Annotated in this window: 14 protein-coding genes; 12 read left to right on the forward strand and 2 right to left on the reverse strand. The window is 64.3% G+C overall.

All coding sequences use genetic code 11. From position 1 onward, the window contains the following. Window positions 1-24 precede the first annotated feature (24 nt). From ACXJ1Z_RS01815 to ACXJ1Z_RS01860, 10 genes are all read left to right on the forward strand, one after another. On the forward strand, window positions 25-969 hold the full coding sequence (locus tag ACXJ1Z_RS01815) for a hydroxymethylglutaryl-CoA lyase (protein WP_463779111.1): 945 nt from the start codon (window positions 25-27) through the stop codon (window positions 967-969). Continuing rightward, the gene (locus tag ACXJ1Z_RS01820) at window positions 966-1,640 is read left to right on the forward strand and encodes an isochorismatase family protein (RefSeq protein ID WP_463779112.1); all 675 of its coding nucleotides are present in this window, start codon (window positions 966-968) and stop codon (window positions 1,638-1,640) included. Before ACXJ1Z_RS01815 ends, ACXJ1Z_RS01820 begins: the two co-directional genes overlap by 4 nt. After that, window positions 1,640-2,533, forward strand: a complete 894-nt coding sequence (locus tag ACXJ1Z_RS01825) for a polysaccharide deacetylase family protein (protein ID WP_463779114.1) — start codon at window positions 1,640-1,642, stop codon at window positions 2,531-2,533. The genes ACXJ1Z_RS01820 and ACXJ1Z_RS01825 overlap by 1 nt, the downstream gene beginning before the upstream one ends. Further along, window positions 2,530-3,471, forward strand: a complete 942-nt coding sequence (locus tag ACXJ1Z_RS01830) for a polysaccharide deacetylase family protein (RefSeq protein WP_463779115.1) — start codon at window positions 2,530-2,532, stop codon at window positions 3,469-3,471. Before ACXJ1Z_RS01825 ends, ACXJ1Z_RS01830 begins: the two co-directional genes overlap by 4 nt. Continuing rightward, on the forward strand, window positions 3,468-3,791 hold the full coding sequence (locus tag ACXJ1Z_RS01835) for a hypothetical protein (RefSeq protein ID WP_463779116.1): 324 nt from the start codon (window positions 3,468-3,470) through the stop codon (window positions 3,789-3,791). Before ACXJ1Z_RS01830 ends, ACXJ1Z_RS01835 begins: the two co-directional genes overlap by 4 nt. Beyond that, on the forward strand, window positions 3,788-4,939 hold the full coding sequence (locus tag ACXJ1Z_RS01840) for a class I SAM-dependent methyltransferase (RefSeq protein ID WP_463779117.1): 1,152 nt from the start codon (window positions 3,788-3,790) through the stop codon (window positions 4,937-4,939). Before ACXJ1Z_RS01835 ends, ACXJ1Z_RS01840 begins: the two co-directional genes overlap by 4 nt. Further along, complete coding sequence (locus tag ACXJ1Z_RS01845; protein ID WP_463779119.1) at window positions 4,939-5,934, forward strand: alpha/beta fold hydrolase; 996 nt, start codon at window positions 4,939-4,941, stop codon at window positions 5,932-5,934. The genes ACXJ1Z_RS01840 and ACXJ1Z_RS01845 overlap by 1 nt, the downstream gene beginning before the upstream one ends. Before the next feature lie 37 nt (window positions 5,935-5,971). After that, window positions 5,972-6,979: an alpha/beta fold hydrolase gene (locus ACXJ1Z_RS01850; RefSeq protein WP_463779121.1), complete on the forward strand. Its 1,008-nt coding sequence runs from the start codon at window positions 5,972-5,974 to the stop codon at window positions 6,977-6,979. Further along, the gene (locus tag ACXJ1Z_RS01855) at window positions 6,976-7,878 is read left to right on the forward strand and encodes an alpha/beta hydrolase family protein (RefSeq protein ID WP_463779122.1); all 903 of its coding nucleotides are present in this window, start codon (window positions 6,976-6,978) and stop codon (window positions 7,876-7,878) included. The genes ACXJ1Z_RS01850 and ACXJ1Z_RS01855 overlap by 4 nt, the downstream gene beginning before the upstream one ends. Before the next feature lie 211 nt (window positions 7,879-8,089). After that, on the forward strand, window positions 8,090-10,627 hold the full coding sequence (locus tag ACXJ1Z_RS01860; RefSeq protein WP_463779123.1) for a TonB-dependent receptor: 2,538 nt from the start codon (window positions 8,090-8,092) through the stop codon (window positions 10,625-10,627). Window positions 10,628-10,915: 288 nt separating this feature from the next. Here ACXJ1Z_RS01860 and ACXJ1Z_RS01865 read toward each other — a convergent pair whose 3' ends face one another. Next, entirely contained in the window at window positions 10,916-12,073 is a 1,158-nt protein-coding gene (locus tag ACXJ1Z_RS01865; protein ID WP_463779125.1) for an FAD-dependent monooxygenase, read from the reverse strand. Window positions 12,074-12,333: 260 nt separating this feature from the next. Between ACXJ1Z_RS01865 and ACXJ1Z_RS01870 the strand changes: the two genes are divergently transcribed. Further along, entirely contained in the window at window positions 12,334-14,478 is a 2,145-nt protein-coding gene (locus tag ACXJ1Z_RS01870) for a TonB-dependent receptor (protein ID WP_463779127.1), read from the forward strand. 59 nt (window positions 14,479-14,537) lie between these two features. Then, window positions 14,538-15,332, forward strand: coding sequence for an alpha/beta fold hydrolase (locus ACXJ1Z_RS01875; RefSeq protein ID WP_463779128.1), 795 nt, complete (start codon window positions 14,538-14,540; stop codon window positions 15,330-15,332). A gap of 13 nt (window positions 15,333-15,345) precedes the next feature. Here the strand turns inward: ACXJ1Z_RS01875 and ACXJ1Z_RS01880 are convergent, their stop codons facing one another. Beyond that, a complete protein-coding gene (locus tag ACXJ1Z_RS01880; RefSeq protein ID WP_463779130.1) occupies window positions 15,346-16,317 on the reverse strand; it encodes a VOC family protein in 972 nt (323 codons plus the stop codon). Window positions 16,318-16,377: the final 60 nt, after the last annotated feature.

Below are 16,377 nucleotides of genomic sequence, written 5' to 3' on the forward strand. Positions count from 1 at the left end.
ATAAGCCAAGGGTTAAACTCACACGTGTCTATCCTGATCAGCGAAGTGGGGCCGCGCGACGGTCTCCAGAACATCTCCGCGATGATGCCGACCGAGGCCAAGAAAGCCTGGATATCGGCCGAAGCGGCGGCTGGCGTGCGTGAGATCGAGGTGGGCAGCTTTGTCCCGGCCAGAGTGCTGCCACAACTTGCCGACACCGCCGAGGTCGTGGCTTTTGCTCGCACGATCCCGGGCCTGACGGTAGCGGTGCTTGTTCCCAATGCTCGCGGTGCGGCCAACGCGATCGCCGCCGGCGCGCACAAGCTGACGCTGCCGCTCTCGGTTTCCGAAACTCATTCGCTGCGCAATCTCAATCGCACGCACGAACAGGTCTTTGCCGAGGCGCGCCAGATCGCCGCCATGATCGCCGATCTGCCCGAGAGCCAGCGCCCGCACCTCGAGGGCAGCTTATCGACGGTGTTCGGCTGCACGCTGGAGGGCCAGGTCGCCGACGCTACGATCCTTGGTTGCGCCGAACAGCTAATGGCAGCTGGTTGCGACGAGGTCGGCCTTTCGGACACCACCGGCTATGCCGATCCCGCCGCCGTGAAGCGCATGATAAGGCTGGTGCGCGGCGCCGTCGGCGATGCTGCGGTCACCGGCATCCACTTGCACAATACGCGCGGACTGGGTCTGGCCAATGCCCTTGCCGCGCTGGACGCGGGGCTGGAAACGTTGGACTCCTCGCTTGGCGGCCTTGGCGGGTGCCCGTTCGCCCCCGGCGCCAGCGGCAACATCGTCACCGAAGACCTCGCCTTCATGCTCGATGCGATGGGGCTGGATACCGGCATCGATCTGGACAAGCTGTTCGCTGTTCGGTCAATCCTGACACAGGCGCTACCCGGCGAGCCACTCTACGGGTTCGTTACGGAGGCAGGCCTGCCACTGGGCCACAAGCAGATGGAGCGTGAAAGCGACATGGCCGCATGATTGGCACCAGGATGATCCGCGAGGACAAGACCGCCCGCCAGATCTTCGAAGAGGTCATGGCAAACCCGGCGCGTACCAAGTTCGGCTTCGGCGAGAAGCTGGCGATCGTGAACGTCGACTTCCAGAACGCCTATACCCGGATCAACACGTACAAGACGGCCTACGAAACGGATCCGCGCCAGATCGAGCACGTGAACACGATCTCGGCCTTGGCGCGCGCCAAGGGCATGCCGGTCATCTGGACCCACGTCGCCTACATGGACGATGCGGCGGACGCCGGTGTCTGGGGCACCCGCACGAACACGCCGGACTCGCTGCAGAACATCAAGGTCGATAGCGATCGCCATGCCTTCGACGCGCGCTGCGAACTGGGTGCCAATGATGCGATCTACACCAAGCGCATGCCTTCGGCCTTCTTCGAAACGCCGCTGCAGAGCCTTTTGGTGTGGCACAAGGTCGACACGGTGGTGATCACCGGTGGCTCGACCTCGGGCTGCATCCGCGCCACCGCCGTAGATAGCCTCAGCCGCGGTTACCGCACGATCGTGCCGATCGAGACGTGCGCCGACAAGCACGAGTCCTATCACTTCGCCAATCTCACCGACCTGCAGTTGAAGTATGCCGACGTCGAACCGGTGCAGACGGTCGTCGACTGGCTGGAGGCGCGCTGATGCGGGAGGGTTCCGGCGATCCCGAGCTCTATGGCTTTCGCCGCTGGCGCGATCGTGCGCCCATCCGCTGGCCCGGCGACAAGCAGGTCGCGGTCTGGATCTCTCCCAACCTCGAGTTCTATGAACTCGACCCGCCGCTGAACCCCAATCGCAAGGCCTGGGCCAAGCCGCACCCCGACGTCGTCGGCTACTCTCACCGCGACTACGCCAACCGGGTCGGCCACTGGCGCATGGCAGAGGTCATGACCAGGCACGGCTTTCCGGGTTCTGTCAGCCTGTCGGTCGCGTTGTGCGATCACATCCCCGAAGTGGTCGAGGACGCCAACGCACGCGGCTGGGAGTTCTTCAGCCATGGAATCTACAACACCCGCTACACCTACGGCATGGACGAGGCGCAGGAACGCGCGATCATAGAGGATTCGATCCGCACGGTGCGCGACCTCACCGGGCAGACAATCAAGGGCTGGCTCGCCCCCGCTCTCACCCATACGCCGCGCACGCTGGACCTCATCGCCGAGTACGGCTTGACCTACACCTGTGACCTGTACCACGACGACCAGCCGGGCGAGGTTGCGGTCGCGTCTGGCCGGCTGATCTCGATGCCATACAGCCTGGAGGTCAACGACCACTACGGCTTCTTCGTCTACAACATGAGCCCGCGCGAATATGCCGACACGCTGATCCGCCAGTTCGAGCGGCTCGCGGCCGAGGGCGAACACGGCGGCACCGTGATGTGCATTCCGCTGCACTCCTACCTGATCGGCCAACCGCACCGGATCGGCGCGTTCGAAGAGGTGCTGCGCCACATCGCCGCCGATGGCCGCGCCTGGATCACCCGTTCGGGCGACATCGCCGAGTACTATCTGACGACGATCACGGAGGCCGCGTCATGAGCCTCGATCCCGCCTACCTCGAGTATCCCAAGCGCCGCCGCGGCATGGATCATGACCGCTACGCCTTCAGCAACCTGTTCGAGCGCGCGCCACTGACGTGGCCGCAGGGCCGCGTGGCGGTGGCAATCGTCGTCAGCCTGGAGTGGTTCCCGATCCTGCCGGAGGACAAGCCGTTCCGCGCACCCGGGCACATGCAGACGGCCTACCCGGACTTTCGCCACTACACCTCTCGCGAATACGGCACGCGGGTCGGCCTCTACCGCATGCTCGACGCCTTCAAGGCGCGCGGGATCGCGGCGAGCATCGCGACCAACGCCGCCATTGCGACACGCTATCCCGAGATCATCGCCGACCTCGTCGCCGAAGGACACGAGATCGTGGCGCACGGCACCGACATGAACGGTACCATCGCCTCCGGCATGAACGCAGCGGAGCACGAGGCGATCGTGGCGGAGAGCCTCGCCACGCTTGAAGCGGTGACCGGAACGAGGCCGAAGGGGTGGCTCTCCATCGCCCGCTCGCAGGCGATGGACACGCCAGAGGTCCTGGCGGCGAACGGCGTCGCATACATGCTCGACTGGGTGAACGACGAGCTGCCCTATCGCTTCGACACCGCCAAGGGTGCGCTGGTCAACGTGCCGCTCAATCACGAGCTCTCGGATCGCCAGATCGTGACCGTGCAACAGCAGTCGATGGACAGTTACGCGCAGCAACTCGAAGATGCCTGCGACTGGTTGTTGACCGAAGCCGCGCAGTTCGGTGGCCGTATGCTGCCGATCCACCTGACACCCTATATCTCCGGTCTTCCATATCGCATCGGTGCGCTGGAAGGTTTGCTCGACTGCCTCGCCGCGCGCGACGGCGTGTGGTTCGCGACCGCCGGACAGATCGCCGAAGCGGCGGCCCCGCACCTTGGCCTCACGGAAAGCACGACATGACCCGCACGCCGCTTCCACGCCTGCCCAAGCGCCTCGATCAGATCGAAGGCAGTCGCGCGCTCGACGAGCAGTTCATGGGCATGATCGTCGCTCTGGCATCCGAAGTCACCGTCCTGCGCGCACGCCTGGATGCCGCCGAGCGCTTGCTGATCCAGGGCGGCGCGCTGCCTGCGGGTTCGATCGACAATTACGAGCCCGACGACGTCGCGCAACAGGAACGCGAGGCGTTGCGTCTGGCGACCGTCAACAAGGTGTTCCGACCTTTGCGAGAAGCCGCACAACAGGATCTTGCCACCGCCCAGGAGGAGTCCAGCCGATGATCGAGATTTCCGAGCAGCGCACCCAGCTCGACCATCCGCTGATCGCGGTACCGAGCCACGACGAACTCGTCGAACAACTCTTCGTGCGCGACTTCAAGATGTTTGTCGGGAGCCAGCTCGAACCTGTGCAGGCGCAAATCGCGCGTGTCGAAGATCAGGCGCTGCCCGAGACCGTCTCGAACAATCGTGCGGACGCCCTGCGCGAGCGCATGGCCGGCCACGAGAGCTTCCGCACCTGGCTCGCGATGAAGCGTGAAAGCCAGCGCCACTTGTGGGCCACCGTCGCCAACAGCGTCGAGCGCCAGGCCGACGAGCTGGAACGCCTGGCGCAAGTCGACGCGCCGCTCGGTTCGGTGCGCACCGACGCCGCGTTCGAGGCTCCCGCCTATATACAGCGCGGCGACATCCACCTGATGCCCGGCGGCAATGCCCACGATGACGGCTCGCTGCTGCAGGGCGCGGTCATGGATCGAGGGGGCGCGGTCTACATGCTCGGCCGCAACGGCGGCATGCTCAACGACTTGCGCGGTCAGACCGCGATGGCACATGTGCTGACGCGCTTTCCCGACTTTGCACCCACGCGCATACTCGACATGGGCTGCGGAATCGGCACCAGCACCGTGCCGGCCGCGACCGCATTCCCCGCGGCCGAAGTGCATGGTGTCGATGTCGGCGCCTCTATGCTGCGGTACGCGCATGCCCGCGCCGAGCATTTGGGTGCGGCGGTCCACTTCTCGCAGCAGAGCGCCGAGCGGACCGACTTTGCCGATGGCAGCTTCGACCTCGTGTTCAGCTGCGTCCTGTTCCACGAAACCTCGCAAGCGGCGATGATGAACATCGTGGCTGAGTCGCGCCGCCTGTTGCGTCCGGGTGGCCTGGCCGTGCACCTTGAGGTGCCGGGACTGCACGACAACTCCGACACCTGGGTGGAACTCAACGGAGCGCTGGAAGCGCAGTACAACAACGAGCCCAACTGGAAGGGCGCACTCACCGCCGATTACCAGAGCCTGATGGACTCGGCCGGTTTCAAGGATGTGATGATCGGCTTCCAGCCGACCAGCCAAGCGGCGCGCCAGGGGCCGTTCCGCTTCGGACCGGAGAACGAGGGCGTGTTCCGCTCGTGGTTCATCGCGTCGGGCGTCGCCTGATGCAGGCTTTGCTTGCGAGATCACGCAACGCGCTTGTGATGGGCGGATGCCTCGCGGCACTTAGCGTCCTACTGCCCACGCCCGCGCTTGCCGCCCCGACCAGCGCCGAAGCTCCGGCGCAACGCGTTCCGCTTGCCGAGTTGCGCAAGACGTTCGGCAAGCCTGGTGACAAATACCTCACCATCAAGGGTGTCGAGCTGCGCTACCGCGACGATGGCCCGCGAAATGCGCCGGTACTGCTGCTCAACCATGGTTCGCGCTCGACGTTGAACCAGTGGGATGGTGTCGCCGCACACCTCAAAGGCCGATACCGCATCGTGCGTTTCGATATGCCCGCGAACGGACTGTCGGGACCGCTCAGCGATGCCGCAAAATCAGCGGTCGGTTCTCCGGAAGCGCTGGTCGCGGGCTTTCTGGACGCGCTGAAGATCGAACGCGTGAACATCGTCGGCGTCTCCAGCGGCGGTACCTTGTCGTACTACTTTGCCGCCGCCTATCCGCAGCGGGTCGAAAACCTGATCCTCTCGAACACGCCGTCGAACGCAGTGCCCAACTTGAAGGTCACGACGCCGCCCGATCTCGCCGCAGCGACCGCGCGTGCCAAGCAGACCGGGATCGAGGGCGAGGATTTCTGGGCCGCCTATCTCGGCTCGCTTTATGGCGAGACGTCGCGCATGACACCCGGGTTGGTCGACTATTACTACCGGACCAACCTGCGGGTGAAAGAACCCAACGTCTACGGACTTCATGCGCTCACCGCGAACGCCGACAAGACCATGGCGCAGCTCGCCAAAGTCACGGCGCCGGTGCTGCTGGTCTGGGGCATGCGTGACTATGTGCTGCCACCCGAGCAGGCGTACGATCTCGAGAAATTCCTCGTAAATGCCAAGAGCCGCTCGTTCGTGGCGCTCGACACGGTGGGCCATTACCCGCCGATGGAATCGCCCGAAGCGGTGGCCGACGTGATCGACGCCTTCGTTCGCCGCGACCGCTGACGAACGACAACTACCAAGGCAACCAAGGGGAGTACCAATGACCAGGCGGATCGTTCGATTGGTGGGGATCGTCCTGCTGCTGTCGGGTGTGGCCTTCCTCGCCTGGTTCATACCGGCCAAGCTGGGCTGGCTGGCGAGCGACCGCGATGCGATGAGCGCCAAGTATGCGGATCCGCCGTCTCGCTTCATCGAGGTCGACGGGGTGCCCATGCACGTCCGCATCGAGGGCAAGGGCTTTCCCGTCGTGCTGTTTCACGGAACCACCGGTGTCAATTTGCGCGAGTGGGACCCGCTCGCCGAGCGGTTGAAGAACGAATACATGGTCGTTCGCATGGACTGGCCGCCTTATGGCCTGACCGGCGACAACCCCCGCGGCTATACCACCCCCGAAGCCGGTCGCCTGGTGAATCATCTGCTCGACAAGCTTGGCCTGCAGCGTGTGGCGACGGTTGCCACCTCGAATGGCGGGCTGATCGCGCTAGAGGTGAACAAGCGCAATCCGGGCAGGATCGCGGCCATGGCGTTTTCGATCCTCCCGCTCGAGCGGCCGAGCCAGACCCGCAAGGTCGACTGGAAACTGCAGTGGGCGGCGGCGTTTCACAAGGCGGCCCTGCCCTACTACCATCCGAAGATCTTCTATGAGTGGATGTACCAGGATACCGGGCACAAGGGTTGGAACCCGCCCGACTTCCTGCCGCAAATGAGCTACGACATGGCCAATCTGCCGCATGCGATCGCCCACCAAGACCAGTTCCTTGCGGACAACACCCGTCTGTTCAAGACCACCGACGTCGGCGCCATCGCGCAGACGGTGACGGCTCCGGTGTTGTTGCAATGGTGCCGCGAAGATACCGTCATCTCGCAAGGGCCAGAGGCGACGGTCAAACGCTTCGCCAACACGCAGGTGAAGGTGGTGGACTACCCTCATGTGGGTCACTGGCCGATGTGGGAAATCCCTGACCGATTCGCCAACGACATCCGCGCGTTCCTGCAGGCTGCGAACTTGCGCGAGGCGTCTGGCGCGAAATCAGCAACCGGGGCATGACGGGTAACAAACTGCCGCGTCGCGCCTTCGTCTCGCTGCTCGCAGCAGCTCCGATCGCCGTATCCACCGCCGCCCGTGCACTCGCGGCGCAGTCTGCCCCTCGTGTCCGCCGCATCGCCGCGACACCCATGCGCGATGTCGAAGTGACCAGCTGGCAGGCGGTCGGGCAGCGCAAGGGAATAATCGCGTTCTCGCCGGGGTTCGGTTCTTCGCCGCGCTTCTATCCGGATTTCATCCAGGCGTGGACGCACGCCGGCTACGAGGTGATCGCGCCCCTGCACGTGGACTCGCGTGAGTACCCGCAACCAGGCGTTTTTGCCGGACCCGCCATTTGGGCGACGCGGATCGAGGATATGCGCGCGGTCGCCAGGTCGATCGAGGGACGGTACATCTCTGCCGGTCACAGCTTCGGCGCGCTGGGGGCGTTGGTGCTGGGTGGAGCGGGGGCGGTCGTGCCCACCGGCATCACCGGGCCCTTGGCGGACAAGCGGGTCACGGCCGTCCTGGCGTTCTCGCCGCCGCCACCTGCCCCGACGCTCATCACCGAGGCAGGTTATGCCATGCTCGCCCGTCCGGCCCTGATCCAGACCGGAACACGCGATGTCCTCCCGTCCGCGGCGAGCGATCCGCAAAGCTGGCGTGGTCACCTCATGGCTTTTGCGCGCAGCGCGCCCACCCGCGATCACTATGGTCTCGTGCTGGAGGGAGTGGATCATTATTTCGGCGGGCTGATCTGCGATCCATCCAAGCAGGGCCCCGATCAGAGATCCACCCTGCGGCTCGCCATCGGCGCATCACTGGCATTTCTGGATCGCCACGGATCGGCAGCAGATGGCAGTCCGTCCATCATGTCGCCATCGTTCCCGATCGATCCGCGCGCTCGTTATTACTTACGTTGATCAGCGGCTCGTCTTCATGCGCCGTTCGGCCATGACGTCACCGTGGTCGTCTGTCGGACAAAGACCGGCCAACGATTCGCGCTCCAGCCAATTGTCATAGAACAATGCCAAAAGGGGCGGCACTCCTGGCCGGTCGCCGGCCAAGGCCAGCCATAGCCCCCAGTCTTTACATGAACGGTCTCACGCGCTTTTGGCTCCTATGGGGGATAATATGTTCAGTTCCATGACATTCCACCGCAAATCCTTGCTGCTCTGCGGCGCGACCCTCGTCGTGACGCTGCCGACAGCGGTTTATGCGCAGGCTGAGGCGCCACAGGCGACAGCGTCTGGCAACGATGCCGCGGCGCTCGGCGACATCGTCGTCACTGCCCGCAAAAGCAACGAGTCGATTCTCGACGTGCCGCTGTCGGTGTCGGCCGTCACGTCCGAGGACATCGAGAAGCGCGGTATCGCATCGATCAACGACATCGCGCGCTTCACGCCCAGCATCAACGTCAACAATAACTCGGCCAGCCGCAACGACCGTTCCGCGCAGCAGTTGATCGTGCGCGGCTTTACGCCCTCGGCTTTCACCAACCCAACCGCGTCGCTGTTTATCGACGGCGTGCCCGTGAGTTCGTCGAGCGCCATTTCGATCATCAGCTCGCCTGAGCGCGTAGAAGTTCTGAAGGGCCCGCAAAGCGCCTACTTCGGGCGAAACACCTTCGCCGGCGCCGTGAACGTCGTGAACAAGACGCCCGCCAAGGAGCTTGGTGGTGCGATCGGTGGCACGCTGGGCACGCGCGACTACTATCGCCTGCATGGCGAACTGGAAGGACCGCTTGCCGGGGACTGGCTGCGCTTTCGCGTGACCGGTGATCGCTTCAACAAGAACGGCTCATACAAGAACCGCTTCAATCCCAGCGAAACCCTGGGCGACCAGCGCACGGACTCGGCCACGCTGACCCTCTACGCCGAGCCGACACCCAGCCTGAAGCTCAAGGCGTTCGGCCTGTTTTCCGAAGATAACGACGGCCCTTCGGCGCAGGCCTTGGTTTCGGCGGTGGAAGTACGCGATTCGGCGGGCAACATCGTCGCTGCCAACCAGAGCAATTGCACCCTGCCCGGTGTGACCGCCGCTGGCGCCGCGCACCCAAACCCATGGTTCTGCGGCGTGACGCCCAAGATCGACTACTCGCGCCAGCCTTCCTCGAACACGCGCGAAGATCCGTATATCAAGAACTTTCTTTCCAATCCTGCCGGTCGTTACGTCGACCCGGAAGACGGCGTGAAGGGTTACGGGCTGAAGCGCCAGTACTACCACCTGCACTTCGTCGCGGACTGGGATATCGGTGGTGGCGTGACACTGTCGTCGCTCACCGGTTACAACAACGAGTATTACAGCCAGCTCGCCGACATCGACAACTACGGCAGCGACGGCATTGCCAATGTTCCGGCCTATGTCGCCGCGGGCGCCCGCAGCTACTTCGACTATCCGTTCTACGTCGAGCGCAAGTACAAGGACTGGTCGCAAGAGCTGCGCGCCAGCTATGACGATGGTGGATCCCTCAAGGGAACTTTCGGGGTCAGCTACCTTCGTTCCTGGCAGGTCGGCGGTCTGGGCGGCGGCAACGTGGTGCTCGGCTCTCCTGCGCGCCCGGTCAGCCCTGGTGTGGCGGCAATCCCCACCGGCCTCTCGGTTCCGAGCGGTGCCACCAAGTCCCGCACGTTCGGTGCGTTCTTCGGCCTGACCTACGAGGTCACCGACGGACTTTCGATCAGCGCGGAAGGCCGTTATCAGATCGACAAGCTTTATGCCTATGCCCCGCCGCAAGGCTTCACCGCGACCAACGATGCATTCCTGCCGCGCGGCACTTACCCCGGCAAATCGCTGCTGGTTGACCAGACGTACAAGAACTTCCTACCCCGCTTGATCGTCCAATACGACGTCGCCCGGGACATGATGGTCTATGCGTCCTATTCGAAGGGCGTGAACCCGGGTACGTTCAACACCGCGTTCCTCAGCTTCACCCCGGCGCAAGTCGAGGCGGCGGGCAATCTCGGCCTGTCGATCGCCGTCGAGCCCGAAAAGGTTACGAACTACGAAGTCGGTCTGAAGGGCCGCCTGTTGGATCGCAAGCTGACCTTCACCCTGGCGGCGTATTACGCGCCGTGGCGCAACCAGATCAACCCGGTGACCTTCAACTTCGTCAACGGTGCCACCCTGCAGATCCTGCGTGCCTCGGCGAACAGCGGCTCGGTGGATATGAAGGGCGTCGAACTGGAGGGTAATCTCAAGCTCGGCGCGGTCGACGTGAACTTCGGCGCCTCGTTCAACGACAGCGATATCAACAGCTTCACCAATGCCACCGTGACGCAGCTGACCGGCGTCACCGATTTCAGCGGCAACCACAATCCGAACACCTCGCGCTACAATGCCAACGCGGGTATTCAGTACACCGGACAGGCCGGATTCGGTGAGTGGTTCGTGCGCGGCGATTGGTCGTTCAAGTCGGGACTCTATGCGACCCAGGCGAACGAACTTCGCACCCCGGCGACGCACTTCTTCAATGCGCGCACCGGCATCGACACTGACAACTTTTCGATCAGCGGTTTCGTGAACAACATCTTCAACACCAAGACGCCGATCTCGGTCGACTATGGTTCGGTGCTGACACCGGACTTCCGGTACAGTGCCTACAGCTCGCGCGTGCTGCTGGGCCTGCCCGACCTGCGGACTTACGGGGTCGAGGCGAAGTACAAGTTCTGATCGCCACTCAAGGCACGATACAGGCCCGCCGCTACAATTCGTAGCGGCGGGCCATTGCCGTTGTGGCCACTCCAGCTGCGTTCTGGCGCGTTCGCGCACTCGGCACTACCGTTTGATCGACCGCGCCAGGGGCGTTGATCATCTGCGGCTACGAAACGCTTAGGCGATGCGCCAAAGTGGTGAAGTGCGGCACCAGAACGGCGCGCACCGGGGCACTCGCCAGGCACGAAAACGCCGCAAGGCGCGACTTGGACCGTCGCGCTTTGCGGCGCAGGTTGAAGCCGACCGTCAGGCCGCCAGCGGCACCATCGAAGGGTCGTAACTCACGAGTTCAGCCATGCTTATGCGTGGCGCTTGTGCGATCTGGCCGTTTTGGTCCACCAAACCCTGCCCACGCGATGCGAGCAGTACGCCATTGGCGCGGTCCTTGCGCGTATCCTCGAAGGCCTTGAGCGCTTCGATCGCCGGGAGCCCTGTTGTCAGTGCCCGACCGATGACGACCGCGTCTTCGATGCCCATCGCGGCGCCCAGGCCTAGGAACGGCAGCATCGGGTGCGCGCCGTCCCCCATCAGGGCGATGCGACCATCGACCCATTGGTCGAGCGGGTCGCGGTCGAATAGCGCCCACTTGCGCGTACCGTCGAGCGGCGCGCGCTCCAACAGTCCGGTCAGATCGGGATTGGCACCGGAAAACTTCTCCAGCAGCTCCTCGCGCGGGACTGGCGTCGACCAGCCCTCGCCCGTCCACGATGCGGTCGGCACGAAGCCGACGCCGTTTACCAAGGTGCCATGCCGCACGATGTAGCGCAGCACCATCTTGCCGATGCCGGCATACTTCACCGATGCCCCGTGGCCCAGAAACTCGCGGACGTCGGCCACCGGCACCAGGAAGCGGTAGGCGACCTGGCCAGTGAAGCGAGGATGCTCATCGCCGAACAGGCAGGCACGTACCCGTGAGTTGATGCCGTCGGCCCCCAGCAGCACGTCGCCGGTGGCGCTGGTGCCGTCGTGGAAGACGGCCGTCGCGCTGCCGGCATCCTGCGATACATCGACGATCCGCTTGTTGAGCGCGATCGTCCGGGGATCATGGGCCATGACGGCATCCACCAGGATCTGGTGCAGGTCGGCGCGATGGATCTGGTAGTAATAGGGGATCTCGCCAGCATCGCGCGAGGCTTGCATGAGGTCGGGGCCGCCTTCCGGCACGCCGGTCGCGAAATCGACGGAGCCCGCGCGCTGCGGGATGTCGGCAGCCTTGACGATGGCGTCCTTCAGCCCGAGCGAGAACAGGCCACGGCTCGCCGGCTGAGACAGGCTGATGCCGGCGCCGACTTCCCCGAACTCGCGCGCCTGCTCGAACAGGCGGACCTTGATGCCCTGCTGTTGCAACGAGAGCGCGGCTGCGAGACCGGCGATGCCGCCGCCTGCGATGATCACCTGTTTCATGGCTGCGCCTCCAGTATCCGTTCACCGCCTTCTAGGCCAGCGCTCGAACCACGACAGGCCCGGCCGGTGACGCTGACCGCCTTGCGGTCAGAGCGGCGGGCGCACGGGCAACTGCAAGCCCAGGATGTCCGCGTGTCGGCCAATCTCTCAATACTCCAAGGCGCCGGCGCGCAGCAGCATAGCTTTCCCCAATCGCGACGGATCGGAACAGCGCCGCGCGTAACAGGGAAAGCACACACCGACATGAGGGATCAGGGGTCATGACGAGAAACAGCTTTGGAGCCTTGGGCTCCGTCATCGCATTGTGCATCGCCGGTTCGGCCCAAGCCCAGACCCAAGGGCCGCAGGAAGCGGTGGTAGACGCCAATGCCGACCAGCTTGGCGACATCGTCGTCACCGCGCAGCGCACCAATCAGAAGCTTCAGGACGTGCCGATCAGCGTCACCGCCGTCTCCGGCGAAGAGATCACGCGCAAGAACATCATCAGCGCGGTCGACCTCAATCGCGTGGCGCCCAACATCCAGTTCGACACCGGCACCGGCGGCACCACCAGCCTCAAGCCCTATATCCGCGGCGGCGGCATCACCGACGGCGGCTTCGTGCTGTCGGAATCGGAAGTCGCGATCTACATCGACGACGTCTACCAGCCGCGCCTGTCCGCCGGTTCGGTCGACATGGCGGTGCTCGACCGGATCGAGATCCTGCGCGGGCCGCAAGGCGTACTCTATGGCCGCAACGCGTCGGCCGGCGCGGTGAACTTCATCACCAAGGGACCATCCGACGCGCTGAACGGCTTTCTCGAACTCGGCTACGGCACCTGGAACGAGCGTCGCGCCAAGGCCTATGTATCTAGCCCGCTCGATGCCGAGGGCACGTGGCGTTTGTCGGCCAACGGCATGGTCCGCGCCCGCGACGGTGGCGCGCAGTACAACGAGACGCTTGGCAAAAAGGTGGGCAAGAACAACTTCGAAGGCGGCCAGGTCGATCTGGCCTACGTCACCGATCCCGTGAACATCCGCCTCACCGGGTTCTACAACCACAACGGCGGCGACGGCCAGTACGCGGTCAACACGCAGCTGAACGCGGCCGGCACGGCCTACGAGCCAATCTCGGGCTCCTATCGCCGCGTCCTCTCGCCGGTACGCAGCTACACCCGCACCACGCAGTACGGCGGTCGCCTGCACATGTCGTTCGAGTATCCGGGCGGCGAACTGCGCTCGATCACCGGCTATTCGCGCATGAAGGAAAGCTGGCTGCAGGATTTCTCCGGCGGCTTTCCCCTGATCCCCGGCGCGCCGCCGGTGGCGCTGTTCGTCCGCGAGCTGGCTTCCAAGCAGTGGCAGTTCAGCCAGGAGACGCAACTGGCAGGAAGCTTCGGCGACGCCGTCGACTACGTGACCGGCGTCTATTACTTCCACGAACAGGCCAAGCAGGACGGGCTGACGACGGTCTTCTTCGCCCCCACCACGCTGTTCTTCCAGCCGCGCACCGACAGTTTCGCCGCCTATGCGCAAGGCACCGGGCATCTCACCGACAAGCTCTCGCTGATCCTGGCGGGCCGCTACACGGTCGACGAGAAGCACCTGTTCGGCACGATGGACACCGGCGACGCGCTGACCTCGGGCAGCACCAACCTGCAGAACACCTACAAGAAGTTCACCCCCAAGGCCGGGCTGGATTTCAAGATCACGCCCGATGTCCTGCTCTATGCCTCGTACAGCAAGGGCTTCAAGGCCGGCGGCTACAATGGCCAGGCCGGGACGATCGGCGAGCTGGCGACGCCGTTCAAGCCGCAAGTCACCACCGCCTATGAAGCCGGCATCAAGAGCACCTTGTTCGATCGCAAGCTGCGCCTGAACATCGCCGGCTTCTGGAACGACATCAAGGATCGCCAGCAGCCGCAGAACAACTTCGACGGCTCGTTCCTGGTGGTGAACTACGACATGCGGATCCGCGGCATCGAGGCCGAGGTGTCGCTGCTGGTGCTGCCGGGCCTGACGCTGTACGGCAACGGCGCGATCAACGACGGCAAATACACCGGTTCAAGCTCGACCAACGCGGCACTGCTGCGCAACGACCCGCCCGAACTGCCCGACTATCAATTCACCGTCGGCGGCGATTACTCGGCCGAAGTCGGTCCCGGCAAGCTCGGTCTCGGCGCGGATTTCCGCAAGAGCGACGAATACTACTCCACGCCCGACAACGCGCTGATCGGCTTCGTCCAGCCGCGATCGGTCCTTAACGGCTACGTCAGCTATGCGTACGGCCCGGTCACATTGCAGGTGACCGGCAAGAACCTGACCAACAACGTGAAGCCGCAGACCGGCTTCGGCTTTTCCGTGATCAACCCCCAGTTCGCGATCGAGCCACGCACGGTGCTGGGCACCGCGCGCTACGCGTTCTGAAGCCGATTGTCCGGCGGGGTGCACGACCCGCCGGACCTTTGCCAAGGGAGTGCTGACACTTGCGTGAAATCCGCAAAGGCTACGCCGATACGCCGCATGGCCAGATCCATTATCATGCGGTCGAGGGCACCGAGCCGGCGATCGTCTTCCTCCACCAGACCGCGCTTTCGGCCAAGACCTACGATCCGACGCTGCGGGTGCTCGACCTGCCCAATCGATTGATCGCGCTCGACACGCCGGGTTTTGGCGGCTCCTACGATCCAGAAGGGTGGCCGGCGTTGGAAGACTACGCGGACCAACTGCTTGGCGCGCTCGATGCACTCGGCGCGCACACGTTCCACCTGTTCGGGCATCACACCGGCGCCAGCCTGGCGATCGAGATTGCCGCGCGCTCGCCCGACCGGGTGTTGTCGATCATGCTTGGCGGTCCCGTTTTCATGACACCCGAGGAACGCGACGCCTTCGTCGCCGGCTACCGCGATCCGATCACTCCGCAGCGCGATGGCACTCACCTTATGACCAATTGGGGCTATGTGGCCGCGCACAATCCCGGTTGCGACGTCGCGATCATGCAGGACTCGACCGCAGATCTGATGCGCGCCTGGCGTGGACGGCCGCAGGCGTACATGGCCGTGGCCCAGCACGACACCGCCGCACGCGCGACCGCGGTGACCTGCCCGGTGCTGCTGCTGACGACGCCGGGCGATTTCTTCCACATGCACTTCGATCGCGCCGAAGCGATCTTCCCGCAAGCACGGGCGGCGGTGACCGGCGGTGACAACTTGCCGACAGCAACCGATCCTGTGGGCATTGCCGCCGCGATCACGCATTTCCTCGCCACGCTGCCTGGTTGATGCGGCAGCGCGCCTACAGGCTGTAGAACTCGATGATCGCGCCTTCGGGCGAGCGCACCGAGAACAGCGTCACTGGGCCGAGCGGTGCGATATCGAGCCGCATGATCGGGGTATGGAGCACCCCACCGCGACCCTCGATCTGCGCGGCATAGGCGCGAGCGTCCGCCACCTCGAAGCGCAGTGACAGAATGCCGACGTTGGGTGCCATGCAATCGGCATCCCAGTGCCGTCCATGCATGTCGCGGTTTCTGACCAGTTCGATGCCGCCTTCGCTCGCCCCTTGCGGCTTGAAGATCGCCAGTTCGCGCCGCGCATCCCTGGCGTAGGGCAAGGGCAAGCCCAACACGTCGGCCCCGGGTTCGACGACGTTCTCGATCTTGCAGGTCATCTGCAGTTCGAAGCCCAAGGTCTCACCATAGAACCGCAGCGCGCCATCGAAGTCGCTCACGATCTGGGTCGAGTTGAACACAGGTGACAGCAAGCCGGCAGGGTCGAGCCCCTCGACGAACGGCTCGTAGCGCTGGATGATGGCCAGAACCAGGCCATCCGGACCCATGGCGACCACCTGACGAACCGAGAACATGGCCTCGCTGTAGTCGACCGGCTCCCCCATCGCGGTCCAGCCATGCCGTTGCAGGCCATGATAGATGCGGTCGAGATCCGCCGAGAACACGTCGACATCGAAGATGCCGCCGGTATCCCAGCTTCTCTGGCTGGAGCGCATGACCTTCTGCTCGACGCCATGGAAGCGCACCAGCCGCAAGGCCCCGCGCCCGTCGGCGCCGAATGCCTTGCTCGGGCGGGGGACGAGCAGGCGTTGTTCGATCCGATTGCATTGCGGCGGCAGATGCCACGCGGCGAACTGCTCACGCGGGGCATCGGGCAGTGGGGTATCGACATAACCGCAGACCTCGACCAGCGGACGCACCAGCCGCTCGATATCGAACACGCTCACCACCGCTTCCTGGATGGGCTTGGTCTGCATGCGACATTCCTTGTTGCGGCGCTCACGCTTTCTTAGAGCGAGAGGAAACGAACTGGTGCG

Source organism: Novosphingobium sp. TK46 (assembly GCF_055361525.1).